Here is a 15,783-nt window from a genome sequence, read left to right as displayed (position 1 = left end):
TCTCCGTGGCCGACGCCAGGGAGAACGGGGGGTCGGTGGTCTTAGTTACGTTCTCCGTAGGACAGGCCGTGGCCGACCGGGTACAGCACGAGCGTCGGATCGTCCGCCCGCTGGACGGGGACGGGCAGCCGGCCCCGCGGCCGGGCGTGTCCGGCGATCACCCGGACCGCGGCCCGCAGTTCGACGTCGGTCCAGGAGTAGGCGGCGAGCGTGGCGCGCTGGCCGGTGAGCTGGGCGATGTCGTACGGGTTGCGGATCGCGACCGTCACCACCGGGACCCCGGTCGCGACGAGCCTGGCGACGAGCGTGCGCTGCGGGCTGGTCGCCGACACGTTGTACGTGCCGACGACGACCACGTCCTGCCCGGCGGCGGCCGCCACCGCCTCCTCGATCTTCGCCGCCGTCGGGGTGATCCCGGTGGACAGCGCGGTGGCGGTGAAGCCGAGTGCGCTGAACTCGGCGGCGAGGGTGGTGGTCGGGGGACCGGTCGTACCCGACGGCGAGGCCGGGTCGGCGCCGACGACGAGGACCTTGCCGTGGGTGCGGCGGCTGATCGGCAGGAAGCTCTCCTCGTTGCGGAGCAGCGTCGTGGTGTCCTCGGCGATCCGGTCGGCCCGGGCCAGGTGGGCGCGGGTGCCGACCGTACGGTCGACGCCGGCGGCGGTCACGTACGGGCGCCGGAACAGCCCCAGCTTGGCCTTGAGGCGCAGGATCCGCAGGATCGATTCGTCGAGCCGGGCCTCGGTCAGTTCGCCGTCCTGGACGGCCTTGAGGACCGCGTTCCAGGCGACGTCCAGGCTCGGCGGGTTGAGCAGCTGGTCGACGCCCGCCTTGAGCGCGAGAACGGGCACGCGCGCGTCGCCGTACTTGGTCCGTACGCCCTCCATGCCGAGGGAGTCCGTCACCACCACGCCGTCGTAGCCGAGCTGTTCGCGCAGGATGCCGGTGAGGATGGGGCGCGAGAGGGTCGCCGGGTCCTCGCTCGGGTCGAGCGCGGGGACGACGATGTGCGCGGTCATGATCGAGTCGATGCCGGCGGCGATCGCGGACCGGAACGGCGGGGCGTCGAGCTCGGCCCACTGCTCGCGGGTGTGGCTGATGGTCGGCAGGCCGTAGTGGCTGTCGACGGCGGTGTCGCCGTGACCGGGGAAGTGCTTGGAGGTCGCGGCGACCCCGGCCTCCTGGTAGCCCTTCACCTGGGAGGCCACCAGACCGGCGACGGCCTGCGGGTCGGAGCCGAAGGAACGGACGCCGATGACCGGGTTGGCGGGGTTGACGTTGACGTCGGCGACGGGCGCGTAGTTCTGCCGGATGCCGACGGCGGCCAGTTCGGCGCCCGCGATCCGGGCGGCCTCGCAGGCGTCGGAGCGCGAGCCGCCGGCGCCGAGCGCCATCGCGCCGGGGAGCAGGGTGGCCGGCTCGCCGACCCGGCAGACGATGCCGTGCTCCTGGTCGGTGGAGATGAGGGCGGGGACGGGCGTGGGCTGGGCGAGCGCGGCCCGCTGGATGCCGTTGGAGAGATCGGCGATCTGGTGCGGGGCGCGGGTGTTGTGCGCCCAGGCGAAGTAGATGACGCCGCCGACGTGGTACTTCTCGACGAGATCGGCGGCCGTGCGGACGCCGATCTCCTTGAGGTTCAGGTCGATGTCGGTCTGGTCGGGGGCGGTGGCGGAGTGGCCGTACACCCGCATGACGAAGAGCTGGCCGACCTTCTCTTCGAGGGACATCCGGGAGATGAGCCGTTCGAGCGTGCGGTCGTCCGTGCGGTCGCTCGTCGCGTACGCGGGGGCGCTCACCCCGGTGACGGCGGCAGCCGCGGCTGCGGCGGACACCGTGAGAAGGGTGCGTCGGGAGGGGGCGGGGGCGCGGTGGTGCACTGATGCTCCTTCCGGCCGTGCAGGGTTGACGGAAGTGGGTGAAGGAAACTTCCAAGGAGCAACGGATAGTCCGAAAGTAACTGCCAGGTCAAGGACCTGAGCAGGAATCGGTGGTTCAGGTCGGGGCTCGGGGTGTGGCAAGAGGTGTCGCTCGGGTCGCGCTCGGGTCGGGCTCGGGTCGTCGCTCGGGTCGAGCCCGGGTCGTCGCCAGGGGGTGTCGCTCGGGTCGCGCTCAGGTCGGGGCTCGGGGTGTCGCAAGTGGCGTCGCTCGGGTCGCGTGCAGGCCGCCGCTCGGGTCGTCGCCGGGGGCGTCCCGTACGCTGCCCCAGGCCGTCCCTCTGCGCGTTCCTCTCAGCGCCTTCCTCTCAACACCTTCCTCAGCTCGTCGCCGCGGCCACCTCGGGCCAGAGTTCCTGGAGCGTGCGGACGGTCTCGGTGATCGCGGGGCGGCGGGCCGCTCCCGTACGCCACAGGGCGTGCAGCCGGCGCATCGGCACCGGGTCGAGCCGGACCGGGGTCACCTCGGGCGGCAGCGCCCCGCGCCCGAGGCGCGGCACCATCGCGATGCCGAGGCCGGCCGCGACCAGGGCGACCTGGGTGTGGTTCTCCTCCGCCTGGTGGACGACGTCCGGCTCGTAGCCGGTGGCCCGCAGCGTCTGCATCAGCCAGTCGTGGCAGACCGACCCCGGCGGCTGGGTGATCCACCGCTGCTCCGCCAGCTCCTCCCGCCGTACCGCCGCCCGCGCCGCCAGCGGATGGCCGCGCGGTACGAGGACGTCGCACAGGTCGTCGCCGATCACCGCCTGTTCGAGTCCGGGCGGGGACGGCATCGGGGAGATGTCCCAGTCGTGGGCCACGGCGAGGTCGATGACGCCGCGCGCGGCGAGCTCGATGGAGATGTGCGGATCGACCTCGGTGAGGCGGGCGTCGAGCCCGGGGTGACGGACCGCCAGATGGGCCAGGACCCGAGGCATCAGACCGCGCGCGGCGCTGGCGAAACAGCCGATCGACAGGCGCCCGGCGGGCAGTCCGCGCCGCTCTTCGAGCCGTACCTCCGCCTCCTCGACGATCGACAGCAACTGCTCGGCGGTCGCAGCGAGTTGGTGCGCCTCGTCGGTGAGCCGGACCCCGCGGCCGCGGCGTTCGAGCAGGGTCGTACGGGTCTCCCGCTCCAGCTTGGCGATCTGCTGGGAGACGGCCGAGGGGGTGTAGCCGAGGGCGGCGGCCGCGGCGTTCACCGAACCGTGGACGGAGACGGCGTGGAGGGCGCGCAGGCGACCGAGATCGAGCATGGGCGGGCTCCTTGTCGGGAGGTTGGATGAAGCGCTGCTTCATCCAACCGTGAAGGAATCAGCGCTGGTGCTACACGGTAGTGGCGGGTGACGCTTACGCGCATGCGCCCTGCACACATCGCCCTGGCCGCACTCGTCGCCGCCGTCTGGGGGTTCAACTTCGTCGTCATCGAGGTCGGTCTCGACCACTTCCCGCCGCTGCTCTTCAACGCCCTGCGCTTCCTCGCGGCGGCGCTCCCCGCCGTGTTCCTGGTCGGCCGTCCACTGGTCGCCTGGAAGTGGATCGTGGGGGTGGGTCTGGTCCTGGGCGTGGCCAAGTTCGGGCTGCTGTTCACGGGCATGGACCTCGGCGCCCCGGCCGGGCTCTCCTCGCTGATCCTCCAGATCCAGGCGGTGTTCACGGCCCTGTTCGCCTTCGTCGCGCTGGGCGAACGGCCGGGGAGGGTGAAGATCGCGGGCATGGCGGTGGCGCTTGCGGGCATCGGCGTGGCGGCGGTGGACGAGGGCGGCGGGGGCGCGCGGGGCGCGCTGCTCGGCTTCGCGCTGTGCGTGGCGGCGGCGGCCTGCTGGGGCGTCTCCAACGTCCTGACCCGCAAGGCCTCCCCGCCCGACGCCCTCAACTTCATGGTCTGGGTCAGCACCGTGCCCGTCCTGCCGCTGCTCGCCCTCTCCCTCCTCCTGGAGGGCCCGGAACAGGACCTCGCGGCACTGCGCGGCCTCGACTGGACCGGCGTGGGCGTCATCGTCTACGTCGCGTGGATCACGACCATCTTCGGCTTCGGCGCCTGGGGCTGGCTGCTGCGCCGCCACCCGGCGTCCTCGGTGGCCCCCTTCTCCCTCCTGGTCCCGGTCTTCGGCATGACCTCGGCGGCCCTCTTCCTGGACGAGTCCATCACCCCGCTGCGCTGGTGCGCGGCGGCCCTGCTGGTGGGCGGCGTGGCACTGGCGTCGCTGGCGGGGCGCGGGGGAGGAGGGCCGGGAGAGGCTGTCCCGGCGGCCGAGGAGACGGCGGCCGAGGAGACGGCGGCCGAGGAGACGGCGGCAGCGGCACCGGCCGCGAGGGGGCCGGTGACCGCCCGGAAGCCTTAGGAGTGCGGGAGGCCCAGGGCCCCGGGAGGCCGGCGGTCGGCCTGCGGTCGGCCTACGGTCGCGGGCGCCTAGCCCGCCGTGCGGGGCCGGGCCGTCGACTCCCGTACCAGCAGCTCCGCCGGGATCGTCGTCACGCCGCCCGGTGGGGGTTCCTCCGTGCCCACCGCCAGGCGGCCCGCGCGGGCGCCCGCCTCGTGGAGGGGGAGGCGGACGGTCGTCAGGGCCGGGACCGCGTCGATCGAGAACGGCAGGTCGTCGAAGCCCGCCACCGAGACGTCCTCCGGTATCCGCAGCCCCCGGTCCCGCAGCGCCGCGCACGCGCCCAGCGCGACGGTGTCGTTGGCGGCGAGGATCGCCGTCAGCCCGGGGTCCCTGCGGAGGAGTTCCAGCGTCGCGTCGTAGCCGGAGCGCCGGTCGTACGGGCCGTGCACCGTCGGCCCGTCGGGCAGCCCCGCCGCCGCCAGCGCGTCCCGGTGGCCCTCCAGCCGGTGCCGGGTCGTCGTCCGGTCGGCCGGCCCCGCCACGTAACCGATCCGCCGGTGCCCGAGCGAGAGCAGGTGCTCGGTGAGCCGCCGCGCGCCCGCCCGGTTGTCGAAGGTGAGCGCCGCGACGCTCGCGTCGCCCGCCACCGGCGGCCGGCCGCACAGCACGATCTTCGTCCCCGCGTCCGTCAGCTTCGCGAGCTTCGCCGACACCGCCGCCACGTGGTCCGGGTCCTCCAGGGAGCCGCCGGTCAGGATGACGGCGGCGGCGCGCTGGCGCTGGAGGAGCGTGAGGTAGGTGAGTTCGCGCTCCGGGGAGCCGCCCGTGTTGCAGACGACGGCCAGTTTCTCGCCGCCCGCCCGCCCCGGAGCGCCCTCACCGATCGCGTTCTGCGCCGCGCCCGCCATGATCCCGAAGAAGGGGTCGGCGATGTCGTTGACCAGGACGCCGACCAGGTCCGACGTGGCGGCGGCCAGCGAGCTCGCGGGCCCGTTCAGGACGTAGTCCAGCTCGTCCACCGCCCGCAGGACCCGCTCCCTGGTGGAGGCGGCGACCGGGTAGTTGCCGTTCAGGACGCGGGAGACGGTGGCGGGGGAGACCTGGGCACGCGCGGCCACATCCGACAGCGTGACGGTCATCGCGTACCTCCGGTGAGAGTCGGGCGAGTTGGGATGTTTCGAGCGGTGTTGCGGACGTTCCGGGGGTGCCGAGCCGGGTCCGGCCGACCCCTTGTCCGGTGTGTTGTCGGCAGGCTAGCGTCTCCGTTCGTAGAAAGCGCTTTCTGTTGGAGTACGGGTACGTGAGGGAGGCACCTTCGTGACACGCAGGACAGTCCGGATCGCCATGAACGGCGTCACCGGACGCATGGGCTACCGCCAGCACCTCGTCCGGTCGATCCTCGCCCTGCGCGAGCAGGGCGGCCTCGACCTCGGCGACGGTACGACCCTCTGGCCCGAGCCCGTCCTCGTCGGCCGCCGCGAGCCGGCCCTGCGCGCGCTCGCCGAGCGCCACGGCCTCACCGAGTGGTCCACCGACCTCGACGCCGTCCTCGCGGACGAGACCGTGGACATCTACTTCGACGCCCAGGTCACCTCCGCCCGCGTCGACGCGATCCGCAAGGCCGTCGCCGCCGGAAAGCACGTCTACACCGAGAAGCCGACGGCCGGAGACCTCGCGGGCGCCCTGGAACTGGCCCGGCTGGCCGAGGCGAAGGGCGTCAGGCACGGCGTCGTCCAGGACAAGATATTCCTGCCGGGGCTGCTCAAGCTGAAGCGCCTGATCGACGGCGGCTTCTTCGGCCGGATCCTCTCCGTGCGCGGGGAGTTCGGCTACTGGGTCTTCGAGGGCGACTGGCAGGACGCCCAGCGCCCCAGCTGGAACTACCGCGCCGAGGACGGCGGCGGCATCGTCGTCGACATGTTCCCGCACTGGGAGTACGTCCTCCACGAGCTCTTCGGCCGGGTCACGAGCGTCGCCGCGCACGTCACCACGCACGTCCCGGAGCGCTGGGACGAGCACGGCAAGCCGTACGCCGCGACCGCCGACGACGCCGCGTACGGCATCTTCCAGCTGGCGGGCGGGGCGGTCGCCCAGATCAACTCCTCCTGGGCGATACGGGTGAACCGCGACGAGCTGGTGGAGTTCCAGGTCGACGGCACGCACGGCTCGGCCGTCGCCGGGCTCCGGAACTGCCGCGTCCAGCACCGCTCGGCCACCCCGAAGCCGGTCTGGAACCCGGACGTCCCGGCGACCGAACCGTTCCGCGAGCAGTGGCAGGAGGTCCCGGACAACCGCGAGTTCGGCAACGGCTTCAAGGCCCAGTGGGAACTGTTCCTGCGGCACGTCGTCCTGGGCGAGCCGTACCACTGGGACCTGCTGGCGGGCGCGCGCGGCGTGCAGCTGGCGGAGCTGGGCCTGAGGTCGTCGGCCGAGGGCCGGCGCCTGGAGGTCCCGGAGGTCACGCTGTGATCCGCCTGCCTGACGCGTCCGGTGGGCTACGGGAGTACAGCCCGCGCGCGCCGCGTACCGCGGCGTCCGGCCCGGCTTCGGGGGGCGGCGCGCGCCAGACGCCCGCTTCGGCCGTCGGGGCCGGCGCGCTGACCTCCCGTACGGTCTTCGCTGCCGCGCACGTAGTGGCCGACCCGTACGCCGACACCACCCCCGACTCTCCCGCCGCCGTCGACTGGGACGCGACGCTCGCCTTCCGCCACCACCTCTGGGCGCACGGCCTGGGCGTCGCGGAGGCCATGGACACCGCGCAGCGGGGGATGGGCCTGGACTGGGCGGGCGCGGCGGAGCTGATCCGCCGTTCGGCTGCGGAGGCGAAGGCGGTCGGGGGCGCCCTCGCGTGCGGGGTGGGCACGGACCAACTCGCGGGCGACACCGCCGACCTGGCGACGGTCCGCAAGGCGTACGAGGAACAGCTCGCCCTGGTCGAGGAGGCCGGCGCCCAGCCGATCCTGATGGCCTCGCGCGCGCTCGCGGCGGCGGCGAGGGGCCCGGAGGACTACCTCGACACGTACGGCCGGCTGCTCCGCCAGACGAGCGAGCCGGTGATCCTGCACTGGCTGGGCCCGATGTTCGACCCGGCGCTCGACGGGTACTGGGGCTCGGCCGACCTCGACACCGCGACGGAGACCTTCCTGGAGGTCATCGCGGCGCACCCGGACAAGGTCGACGGCATCAAGGTGTCCCTCCTCGACGCCCGGCGCGAGATCGAACTGCGCCGCCGGCTCCCGCAGGGCGTCCGCTGCTACACGGGCGACGACTTCCACTACCCGGAGCTGATCGCGGGCGACGAGCGGGGCTTCAGCCACGCGCTGCTCGGCATCTTCGACCCGCTGGGACCGCTGGCGGCGGAGGCGGTACGGACGCTGGACACGGGGGACGTGAAGGGCTTCCGGGAGCTGCTGGACCCGACGGTGGAGCTGTCCCGCCACCTCTTCGAGGCGCCGACGCGCTTCTACAAGACGGGTGTGGTGTTCCTGGCGTGGCTGGCGGGCCACCAGGACCACTTCACGATGGTCGGCGGCCTCCAGTCGGCGCGCTCGCTGCCGCATCTCGCGCGGGCGTACGAACTGGCGGACGGACTGGGCCTGTTCCCGGACCCGGAGAGGGCGGAGTCGAGGATGAGAGCACTGCTGACGGTGTACGGGGTGACTCGATGAATCTCGCGCGTTTCAGCATCAACCAGATGACGGTGAAGCAGCTGTCGCTGCCGGAGCTGGTGGAGAGTTGCGTACGGCTCGGGGTCCCGGGTGTGGGCCTGTGGCGGGAGCCGGTGGCGGAGTACGGCCTGGAGGCGACGGCGAAGCTCGTACGGGACGCGGGCCTGACGGTCACGTCCCTGTGCCGGGGCGGCTTCTTCACGGCGGCGGAGTCCCTGACGGCCGCCCTGGACGACAACCGCGCGGCGATCGACGAGGCGGCGGCCCTGGGCACGAACACGCTGGTCCTGGTCTCGGGCGGCCTGCCCCCGGGCAGCAGGGACCTGGCGGCAGCGCGCACTCGGATCACGGAGGCGATCGCCGAACTGGCCCCCTACGCGGGGGAGCGCGGCGTACGCCTGGCGATCGAACCACTGCACCCGATGTACGCGGCGGACCGCTGCGCGGTCTCCACCCTGGACCAGGCCCTGGAGATCGCGGAACGCTTCCCGGCCTCGCAGGTGGGCGTGGTCGTGGACACGTACCACGTCTGGTGGGACGACCGCGCCCCGGCAGCGGTAGCCCGCGCGGGCGCGACGGCCCGCATCCACGCCTTCCAACTCGCCGACTGGACCACCCCACTGCCGGCCGGAGTCCTCAACGGCCGAGGCCAGTTGGGCGACGGCGCGATCGACCTCCGCGCCTGGCACACCCTGGTCGAGACGGCCGGCTACACGGGCCCGATCGAGGTGGAACTCTTCAACGACACCCTGTGGGCGAGGAACGGGGTCCAGGTCCTGGAGGAGACGGTGGCCCGTTTCGTACGGGAGGTGTGCTGACGGGGGGTGAGAGCCCCCCGCCCGTGGTCGCCCCGCCAGGGGGGCACCCCACCCAAGCCAGGCCGGTCGACCGACGCCGGGCCGGTCGAAGCGGTTCGGGGCGGCGGGCGGCTACTTCTTCTGGCCGCCGCCCAGGATGTCGCCCAGGCCGCCGGCGCCCGTACCCGTACCCGTACCTGCACCCGCACCTGCACCCGCGTCCGCCTTCTTGCCCGCCGCGCGCTTGGTGATCACCGCCAGGACCACGGGGATGAGGATCTCGATGGTGCGCTGGGCCGTGGCCGCCGGGATGCCGGTCTTCTTCGCGACCGCGTTGGCCGCCGGCCTCGACAGCTTGGCGAGCACTCCGGCCATGAGCCCGCCGCTCGCAAGACCGCCGAGGCTCGCCACGCCCTGGAGCGGCGGCTCGTCGGAGGTCGTCTCCTCGACGGCCTGCCGCACCTCGTCCGCGCTGCCCGGCTCGGACGCCGCCTGCCGCAGCTCACCCGAGAGCGCGGACGCCGAGCTGCCGACGGCCTGCTGCGCCTCGGCCGCATCGGTCCCGAGCAGCGCGGCGACCTCCTGGAGCCGGTCGTCGCCGAGCTCCTGCAGTACGTCCTTCTCGAAGGAATCGTCACTCATGCCGGAAACGCTACGTTTCCCGCCGCCCTTCGGCACGCCGAGACGGGCCTGCCGGGTTCGGTCATTGGCGGCTGACCGTGCGGGTCACGCCCGTGACGATCGTCGTCGCCAGGATCCAGCCGGTGATGATCAGGGCGTACGACAGCCACTGGTGCCAGCCGTCCGGCGCGAACGCCGACTCCTGGCCGAAGGTGATGACCGGCAGGAGCAGATCGAGGGTGTAGAAGGCGGGATTGAACTCGGGGGCCTCGTCCGCCTTGAGCGGACGTGGGTGGTCCAGGCCGTACGCGACGGATCCGACGGCCATGAGGGACAGCAGCCAGAGGGCCGCGCGCAAGGGGCGGAAGCCGTAGCCGACGGTCGCGTCCTGGACGTACCCCCACAGCCGCCCGTACCAGGCGAGTGTGGTGCGCCGGCGGCGCTGCTTGGCGAGCTGGACGAGCCGGGCGGCGTCGTCGTCACCGACGTGGCGGTACGCCGCCATCAACTGCTCGTACCCGTACGGCTCGTACCGGTCGCCCTCCCGCTCCAGCATCGGAAGGCGGCGCTCGGCGGGCTCGTGCGGGGTGAGCACGGTGTACGTGAGATTGCTGAGATACACCTGGTCCGGCAGCATCTCCGGTTCAAGGGTCAGGATCTCTATCTGGGAGCGCCGCAGATTCAGGGCGCCCTCGATGCGATCGCCGCCGCGCAGCCAGAGTTCACCGATGACACAACTGCTCGCCCGCAGCGCCGTGTCGCCGGGATGCGACAGGCGGGCGTGGAGCAGGTCAAGACGGCCCGGTATGCGCGCGCCTCGGAACTCGATCCGGCCCCGCGCACGCAGGCACCGTGCCCGTACGTGGGCTCCGACGGTGAGGTTCTGCGCGTCGAGCGCGATCCCGTCGGGTGTGTCGAACTCGGCGTCCTGAAGGTTGATCCGCCCGGCGACCGAGGCGCCGGTGAGACGTACCTGCCCGTGGGCGCGCAGCTCCGGCGCCCACAAGTCGTCCCCGATCGCGGCCTGGTTGAGCTGCAGCACCGGCTCGGAGTCGTCCGGTGCCGTGAACTCCGTCCGTTCCATGAACAGCGCCCCGGAGATCTGAGCGCCGCCGAGCCGTACCGGCCCCCGCATACGGCAGTCCGTCATCCGCAGCACTCCCTCGACCCGCACGGTCGCCGAGGTCAGGCCCGGCAGGGCGGACCCGCTCAGGTCGAGCTGGCGCAGCTGGGCGCCGTACAGGTCGGGAACGTCGTCGAACCAGCAGTGGCTCAGCCGGACGGCGGCGTCGATCGTGGCGTACTTCAGGTCCAGCGCGCCGGTGATCCGCGCCCCCGTGATCTTCAGGGCGGCGATCTCCCCCTCGTGTCGCGGAGAGGTGAGCAGCAGCGTCCGCAGCACACTCGCCCGTACGGTCCGCTCGGCGCCCCAGGAGGTGCCGAGCGCCCGATCCTCGTTCTCGGCGGCGCGGAAGTCCACGGATTCGCCGCGCGGAAAGGCTCGCCGGACACGCGACTCGGCCGGCGTCAGATCGTCTGTCTCGCTCACGCCGGGACTCTACGTGCCGCGTTCGAGGCGTCAACTGCCGTCCTCGCATCCCGAAGTTGTCCACAGGCTGTCGTCCACAGGCTCCGCACCGCCCCGGCGCGATGTCCGAGCCCTTCGCTACCGCGACTCATTGCAGTGCATCGGGCTCCAGCCCGGTGGTGAAGCGATTCTCAGAAGTGCTCTAACCCGCAGGTCACAGCGGACGGTTCTGCTGCTCGATGTACTGGCGGACGATCGACAGCGGCGCCCCGCCGACAGGGCCGGCGAAGTATGAGCCTGACCACAGCCGCCCCGCCCGCCAGTAGTGCCGGACCAGCTCCGGGTACTCCTGGCGGAGCCTGCGGGAGCTGACGCCCTTCAGGCTGTTGACCAGCTTGGAGAGGGCGACGTTCGGCGTGAAGTTCACGAGTAGGTGGATGTGGTAGTTCTCGCCGTTGAACTCGACGATCTCTCGCATTCGGAGTCTTTCGCCACGTCCGGCAGGATCTCCTCCATCCGGCGAAGGTGGGCGTCGGCGAAGACCTTGTGCCGGAACTTCGTCACGAAAACCAAGTGGGCGTGCAGGATGAAGGTGCAGCGCCTACCAGTGCGGATGTTCTGATACTCAGCCATAAACAACTGTCGTACGCTGATCGACATGCAGCTCCGGTACTCCTTCCGGATGTACCCGAACGGTCCTCAGCGCTCCGCGCTGGCCAGGGCGTTCGGGTGCTCGCGGGTGGTCTATAACGATGCGCTCCGCGCTCGTGAGACCGCACGCGCCGAGGGTGCGCCGTTCCCGAAGACCGGGGACCTGTCGAAGCTGCTGATCACCGAGGCGAAGAAGACCGGCGAACGCGCCTGGCTGGCCGAGGTGTCCGCCGTCGTCCTCCAGCAGTCTCTTCGCGACCTGGACACCGCCTACCGGAACTTCTTCGACAGCCTCAAGGGCAAGCGCCCGCGCAGGGGATCACCCCGCTTGAAGTCGAAGCGGGACAACCGGCAGGCCGTACGGTTCACCGCCAACGCCCGGTGGAAGATCACCCCCGGCGGGGACCTGTCGCTCCCGAAGATCGGGGACGTGCGCGTGAAGTGGTCCCGAACTCTGCCGTCCGCTCCGTCCACGGTGACCGTGATCAAGGACGCGGCCGGGCGGTACTTCTGCTCTTTTGTCGTCGAGACCGGCACGGACGAGACGCTGCCCGAGACCACCGGTCAGGTCGGCATCGACCTGGGCCTGACGCACTTCGCGATCCTCTCGGACGGCACGAAGATCGACAGCCCGCGCTTCCTGCGCCGGGCGGAGAAGAAGCTGAAGCGGGAACAGCGCCGCCTGTCCCGCAAGGCCAAGGATTCCAACAACCGCACGAAGGCCCGAATCAAGGTCGCCCGCGCCCACGCGCAGGTCGCCGACGCACGGCGCGAGTTCCACCACCAGCTCTCAACAAAGATCATCCGTGAGAACCAAGCGGTTGCCGTTGAAGACCTGGCGGTCAAAGGGCTCGCCCGTACGCGCATGGCCAAGTCGATTCACGACGCCGGATGGTCGGCGTTCCTCGCGATGCTGGAGTACAAGGCCGCCCGGTACGGGCGCACCCTCGTACGGATCGGACGATTCGAGCCGACCTCACAGGTGTGCTCGCAGTGCGGCGTCAAGGACGGCCCCAAGCCCCTCCACGTGCGCGTCTGGCAGTGCCAGGCGTGCAACGCGTGGCTGGACCGGGACATCAACGCGGCGGTCAACGTCGCCAAGGCCGCAGGACTTGCGGTATCAGCCTGTCGAGCGCGGGTAAGACCGGGACTTGTCCCGGCGCAGCGCGAAGAAGCAGGAACCCACCGAGACAGTCAGCCGACCGTGGTAGGAATCTCCTCCCTTTAGGGAGGGGAGCGGAAGTCAACTTCGGGTCATGTCCAACCAGCACCCTCCGGCATGCGCAACGCGTGCTGAGTGGCCCTGAGAAGGCCTTGCAAGGGTTCAGGCAGGGTCGCCGCTGTGCCCGAAGATCAGCGCGGCCTTGACCGTGTCGAGATGGTCGGGGCATGAAAAGTAGGCCTTGCGCTTCCTGAACAGTCCCCGTGACGTGGATATCCGATGCGTGGCCCATGCCGGACCTTCGTGGAATGAGGCTGTTTCAGGGGCCACGTAGGTGCAGCCCTTGACATCGCAGGCAGGCGGGTCGGTCTGGAACGGGTCGATCAGGTACCAGCCCATAGACAGAACATCCCGTGTGATGATTCCGGCGATCTTCTTTTGCTCCGGGGTCATGTAACTGACCTCTTGGGTAACGATGTCACGGCCGTGAATAAGTTCTCTGTCAGCAGGCATGAGCGGACCTTACTCACAGGATGAACCCTCGCGGAACAGGGCTCGGTTCGCTGTCGGATTGCGGCACTTTTTGAGCACGCCGTACGGCGTTCCCAAGCGGATCACCTCAGGGGGCCGAGCCTGCTGTCGGTGGCAGCCGGTAGCCTCGCTGGCATCGCAGACACCGAATGAGCAGGAGGGCCGTGTCGGGTAGGGGAGTTGGCGACAAGCGGGGCAGCCGCGAAGGTGTTTGTGAGGTCACGGGTGTCTTGGAGCGGATCACCTACGCCAACGAGGAGAGCGGGTACACGGTCGCCCGCGTCGACACCGGCCGCGGTGGCGGCGACCTCCTCACGGTCGTCGGCGCGCTGCTCGGCGCCCAGCCGGGTGAGTCCCTGCGGATGGAGGGGCGTTGGGGCTCCCATCCGCAGTACGGCAAGCAGTTCACGGTCGAGAACTACACGACGGTGCTGCCCGCCACCATCCAGGGCATACGCCGCTACCTCGGCTCCGGACTCATCAAGGGCATCGGTCCCGTCTTCGCCGACCGCATCACCACGCACTTCGGCCTGGACACCCTCGACATCCTCGAAGGGGCCCCCGCGCGTCTGATCGAGGTCCCAGGCCTCGGCCCCAAGCGCACCGGGAACATCACCGCCGCCTGGGAGGAACAGAAGGCCATCAAGGAGGTGATGGTCTTCCTCCAGGGCGTCGGCGTCTCCACCTCCATCGCCGTGCGGATCTACAAGAAGTACGCGGACGCCTCCATCTCCGTCGTCCGGAACCAGCCCTACCGGCTGGCCGCCGACGTCTGGGGCATCGGCTTCCTCACCGCCGACCGGATCGCCCAGGCCGTCGGCATACCGCACGACAGCCCGGACCGGGTCAGGGCGGGGCTCCAGCACGCCCTGTCCCAGTCCAGCGACCAGGGGCACTGCTTCCTGCCCGAGGAGCGGCTCATCGCCGACGCGGTGAAGCTGCTCCAGGTCGACACCGGCCTGGTCATCGAGTGCCTCGCCGACCTGGCGGCGGATCCCGAAGGCGTCGTACGGGAGTCGGTGCCCGGACCCGAGGGGGAGCCCGTCACCGCCGTGTACCTGGTGCCGTTCCACCGGGCCGAGCTGTCCCTCGCCGGGCAGATCCGCAGACTGCTCCGCGCCGAGGACGACCGCATGCCCGGTTTCCAGGACGTCGCCTGGGACAAGGCGCTCGCCTGGCTCGCCGACCGCACCGGGGCCTCGCTCGCGCCGGAGCAGGAGGAGGCCGTGCGCCTCGCCCTGACCCGTAAGGTCGCCGTGCTCACCGGCGGCCCCGGGTGCGGCAAGTCGTTCACGGTCCGCTCCATCGTGGAGCTGGCCCGGGCCAAGCGGGCCAAGGTCGTCCTCGCCGCGCCCACCGGCCGGGCCGCCAAGCGGCTCGCCGAGCTGACCGGCACCGAGGCGTCGACCGTCCACCGGCTCCTGGAGCTGAAGCCGGGCGGCGACGCGGCCTACGACCGGGACCGCCCGCTCGACGCCGACCTGGTCGTCGTGGACGAGGCCTCCATGCTCGATCTGCTCCTCGCCAACAAGCTCGTCAAGGCCGTGGCACCCGGTGCCCACCTGCTCCTCGTGGGGGACGTGGACCAGCTGCCGTCGGTCGGCGCCGGGGAGGTGCTCGGCGATCTGCTCGCCCCGGACAGCCCGGTCCCGGCCGTCCGGCTGACCCGGATCTTCCGCCAGGCCCAGCAGTCGGGGGTGGTCACCAACGCCCACCGGATCAACGCCGGTCAGCCGCCCGTCACCACCGGCCTGCCGGACTTCTTCCTCTTCGCGGAGGACGAGACCGAGGACGCCGCGCGGGTCGCCGTCGAGGTCGCGGCCCGGCGGATTCCCGCCAAATTCGGCCTCGACCCGCGCCGGGACGTGCAGGTGCTCACCCCCATGCACCGGGGCCCGGCCGGCGCGGGCGCGCTCAACGGACTGCTCCAGCAGGCCGTCACCCCGGCCCGCCCCGACCTCCCGGAGAAGCGGTTCGGCGGCCGGGTCTTCCGCGTCGGCGACAAGGTCACCCAGATCCGCAACAACTACGAGAAGGGCGCCAACGGCGTCTTCAACGGCACGGTGGGCGTCGTGACCGGGCTCGACACCGTCGAACAGCGCCTGACCGTACGGACCGACGAGGACGAGGAGGTGCCGTACGACTTCGACGAGCTGGACGAGCTGTCCCATGCCTACGCCGTCACGATCCACCGCTCGCAGGGCAGCGAGTACCCGGCGGTCGTGATCCCCGTCACCAACAGCGCCTGGATGATGCTCCAGCGGAACCTGCTCTACACGGCCGTCACCCGGGCGCGGAAACTCGTCGTCCTGGTCGGTTCCCGCAAGGCGATCGCCCAGGCCGTCCGTACGGTTTCCGCGGGCAGACGCTTCACCGCCCTGGCCCACCGGCTCGCGGCAGCCAGGTGAGCAGCCCTGCGAAAGGGAACCCCGGACTTCCCCAAGCGGGGCGAAGGGGGCAAGATGAGCAGGTTGGCGGCACTCAGTGCCGCCAAACGGCCCAATGGTCGACCCCGAGTGCACTCTCCTGAGCCAAATGGGGGATGGTAGAGACAGTCAGGGCACCTCGAAGAAGAGGCACTACGT

At 71.3% G+C, this 15,783-nt stretch carries 12 protein-coding genes and 1 pseudogene; 6 read left to right on the top strand and 7 right to left on the bottom strand.

The window, feature by feature from the left end; genetic code table 11:
• Positions 1-41 precede the first annotated feature (41 nt).
• Together Q5762_RS12510 and Q5762_RS12505 are read right to left on the bottom strand one after the other, a co-directional pair.
• Positions 42-1,877 (bottom strand): glycoside hydrolase family 3 protein, encoded by a 1,836-nt coding sequence (locus tag Q5762_RS12510; RefSeq protein ID WP_315892111.1) that lies wholly within the window; start codon positions 1,875-1,877, stop codon positions 42-44.
• A gap of 377 nt (positions 1,878-2,254) precedes the next feature.
• A complete protein-coding gene (locus Q5762_RS12505) occupies positions 2,255-3,169 on the bottom strand; it encodes a LysR family transcriptional regulator (protein ID WP_315892110.1) in 915 nt (304 codons plus the stop codon).
• Between the two features lie 102 nt (positions 3,170-3,271).
• Between Q5762_RS12505 and Q5762_RS12500 the strand changes: the two genes are divergently transcribed.
• A complete protein-coding gene (locus Q5762_RS12500) occupies positions 3,272-4,258 on the top strand; it encodes an EamA family transporter (RefSeq protein ID WP_315892109.1) in 987 nt (328 codons plus the stop codon).
• Positions 4,259-4,326: 68 nt separating this feature from the next.
• Here Q5762_RS12500 and Q5762_RS12495 read toward each other — a convergent pair whose 3' ends face one another.
• Positions 4,327-5,379, bottom strand: coding sequence for a LacI family DNA-binding transcriptional regulator (locus Q5762_RS12495; protein ID WP_315892108.1), 1,053 nt, complete (start codon positions 5,377-5,379; stop codon positions 4,327-4,329).
• A 178-nt stretch (positions 5,380-5,557) separates the two neighbouring features.
• Here Q5762_RS12495 and Q5762_RS12490 point away from each other — a divergent pair, with 178 nt between their 5' ends.
• The 3 genes from Q5762_RS12490 to Q5762_RS12480 are packed head-to-tail and all read left to right on the top strand — an operon-like array spanning position 5,558 to position 8,726.
• Positions 5,558-6,709, top strand: a complete 1,152-nt coding sequence (locus Q5762_RS12490; RefSeq protein WP_315892107.1) for a Gfo/Idh/MocA family oxidoreductase — start codon at positions 5,558-5,560, stop codon at positions 6,707-6,709.
• Positions 6,706-7,908: a dihydrodipicolinate synthase family protein gene (locus Q5762_RS12485; RefSeq protein ID WP_315892106.1), complete on the top strand. Its 1,203-nt coding sequence runs from the start codon at positions 6,706-6,708 to the stop codon at positions 7,906-7,908. Before Q5762_RS12490 ends, Q5762_RS12485 begins: the two co-directional genes overlap by 4 nt.
• A complete protein-coding gene (locus Q5762_RS12480) occupies positions 7,905-8,726 on the top strand; it encodes a sugar phosphate isomerase/epimerase family protein (protein WP_315892105.1) in 822 nt (273 codons plus the stop codon). Before Q5762_RS12485 ends, Q5762_RS12480 begins: the two co-directional genes overlap by 4 nt.
• A 111-nt stretch (positions 8,727-8,837) precedes the next feature.
• Here Q5762_RS12480 and Q5762_RS12475 read toward each other — a convergent pair whose 3' ends face one another.
• The 3 genes and pseudogenes from Q5762_RS12475 to tnpA form a co-directional block, all read right to left on the bottom strand.
• Positions 8,838-9,347, bottom strand: a complete 510-nt coding sequence (locus Q5762_RS12475; protein WP_315892104.1) for a DUF937 domain-containing protein — start codon at positions 9,345-9,347, stop codon at positions 8,838-8,840.
• 61 nt (positions 9,348-9,408) lie between these two features.
• Complete coding sequence (locus Q5762_RS12470) at positions 9,409-10,875, bottom strand: membrane-associated oxidoreductase (RefSeq protein ID WP_315892103.1); 1,467 nt, start codon at positions 10,873-10,875, stop codon at positions 9,409-9,411.
• Positions 10,876-11,068: 193 nt separating this feature from the next.
• Positions 11,069-11,487 (bottom strand): annotated as a pseudogene (gene tnpA / locus Q5762_RS12465) (IS200/IS605 family transposase).
• 25 nt (positions 11,488-11,512) lie between these two features.
• Here tnpA and Q5762_RS12460 point away from each other — a divergent pair.
• A complete protein-coding gene (locus Q5762_RS12460; protein ID WP_315892102.1) occupies positions 11,513-12,733 on the top strand; it encodes an RNA-guided endonuclease TnpB family protein in 1,221 nt (406 codons plus the stop codon).
• 96 nt (positions 12,734-12,829) lie between these two features.
• Here Q5762_RS12460 and Q5762_RS12455 read toward each other — a convergent pair whose 3' ends face one another.
• Complete coding sequence (locus Q5762_RS12455) at positions 12,830-13,180, bottom strand: hypothetical protein (protein ID WP_315892101.1); 351 nt, start codon at positions 13,178-13,180, stop codon at positions 12,830-12,832.
• A gap of 182 nt (positions 13,181-13,362) precedes the next feature.
• On the opposite strand from Q5762_RS12455, the gene Q5762_RS12450 reads away from it, so the two are divergent.
• Positions 13,363-15,606 carry an ATP-dependent RecD-like DNA helicase gene (locus tag Q5762_RS12450; protein ID WP_399494997.1) on the top strand — a complete coding sequence of 748 codons (2,244 nt, stop codon included), beginning with the start codon at positions 13,363-13,365 and terminating at the stop codon, positions 15,604-15,606.
• Positions 15,607-15,783: the final 177 nt, after the last annotated feature.

It is taken from the genome of Streptomyces sp. P9(2023) (genome assembly GCF_032436795.1).
Lineage (GTDB): Bacteria > Actinomycetota > Actinomycetes > Streptomycetales > Streptomycetaceae > Streptomyces.
The sequence above is the reverse complement of the archived record's forward strand: the minus strand, read 5'-3'. Positions and strand labels throughout refer to the sequence as shown.

Coding starts and splice junctions, on each gene's coding strand:
- Q5762_RS12505 (WP_315892110.1), bottom strand. CDS start 3,169: ATGCTCGATCTCGGTCGCCTGCGCGCCCTCCACGCCGTCTCCGTCCAC.
- Q5762_RS12500 (WP_315892109.1), top strand. CDS start 3,272: ATGCGCCCTGCACACATCGCCCTGGCCGCACTCGTCGCCGCCGTCTGG.
- Q5762_RS12495 (WP_315892108.1), bottom strand. CDS start 5,379: ATGACCGTCACGCTGTCGGATGTGGCCGCGCGTGCCCAGGTCTCCCCC.
- Q5762_RS12480 (WP_315892105.1), top strand. CDS start 7,905: ATGAATCTCGCGCGTTTCAGCATCAACCAGATGACGGTGAAGCAGCTG.
- Q5762_RS12475 (WP_315892104.1), bottom strand. CDS start 9,347: ATGAGTGACGATTCCTTCGAGAAGGACGTACTGCAGGAGCTCGGCGAC.
- Q5762_RS12460 (WP_315892102.1), top strand. CDS start 11,513: ATGCAGCTCCGGTACTCCTTCCGGATGTACCCGAACGGTCCTCAGCGC.
- Q5762_RS12455 (WP_315892101.1), bottom strand. CDS start 13,180: ATGCCTGCTGACAGAGAACTTATTCACGGCCGTGACATCGTTACCCAA.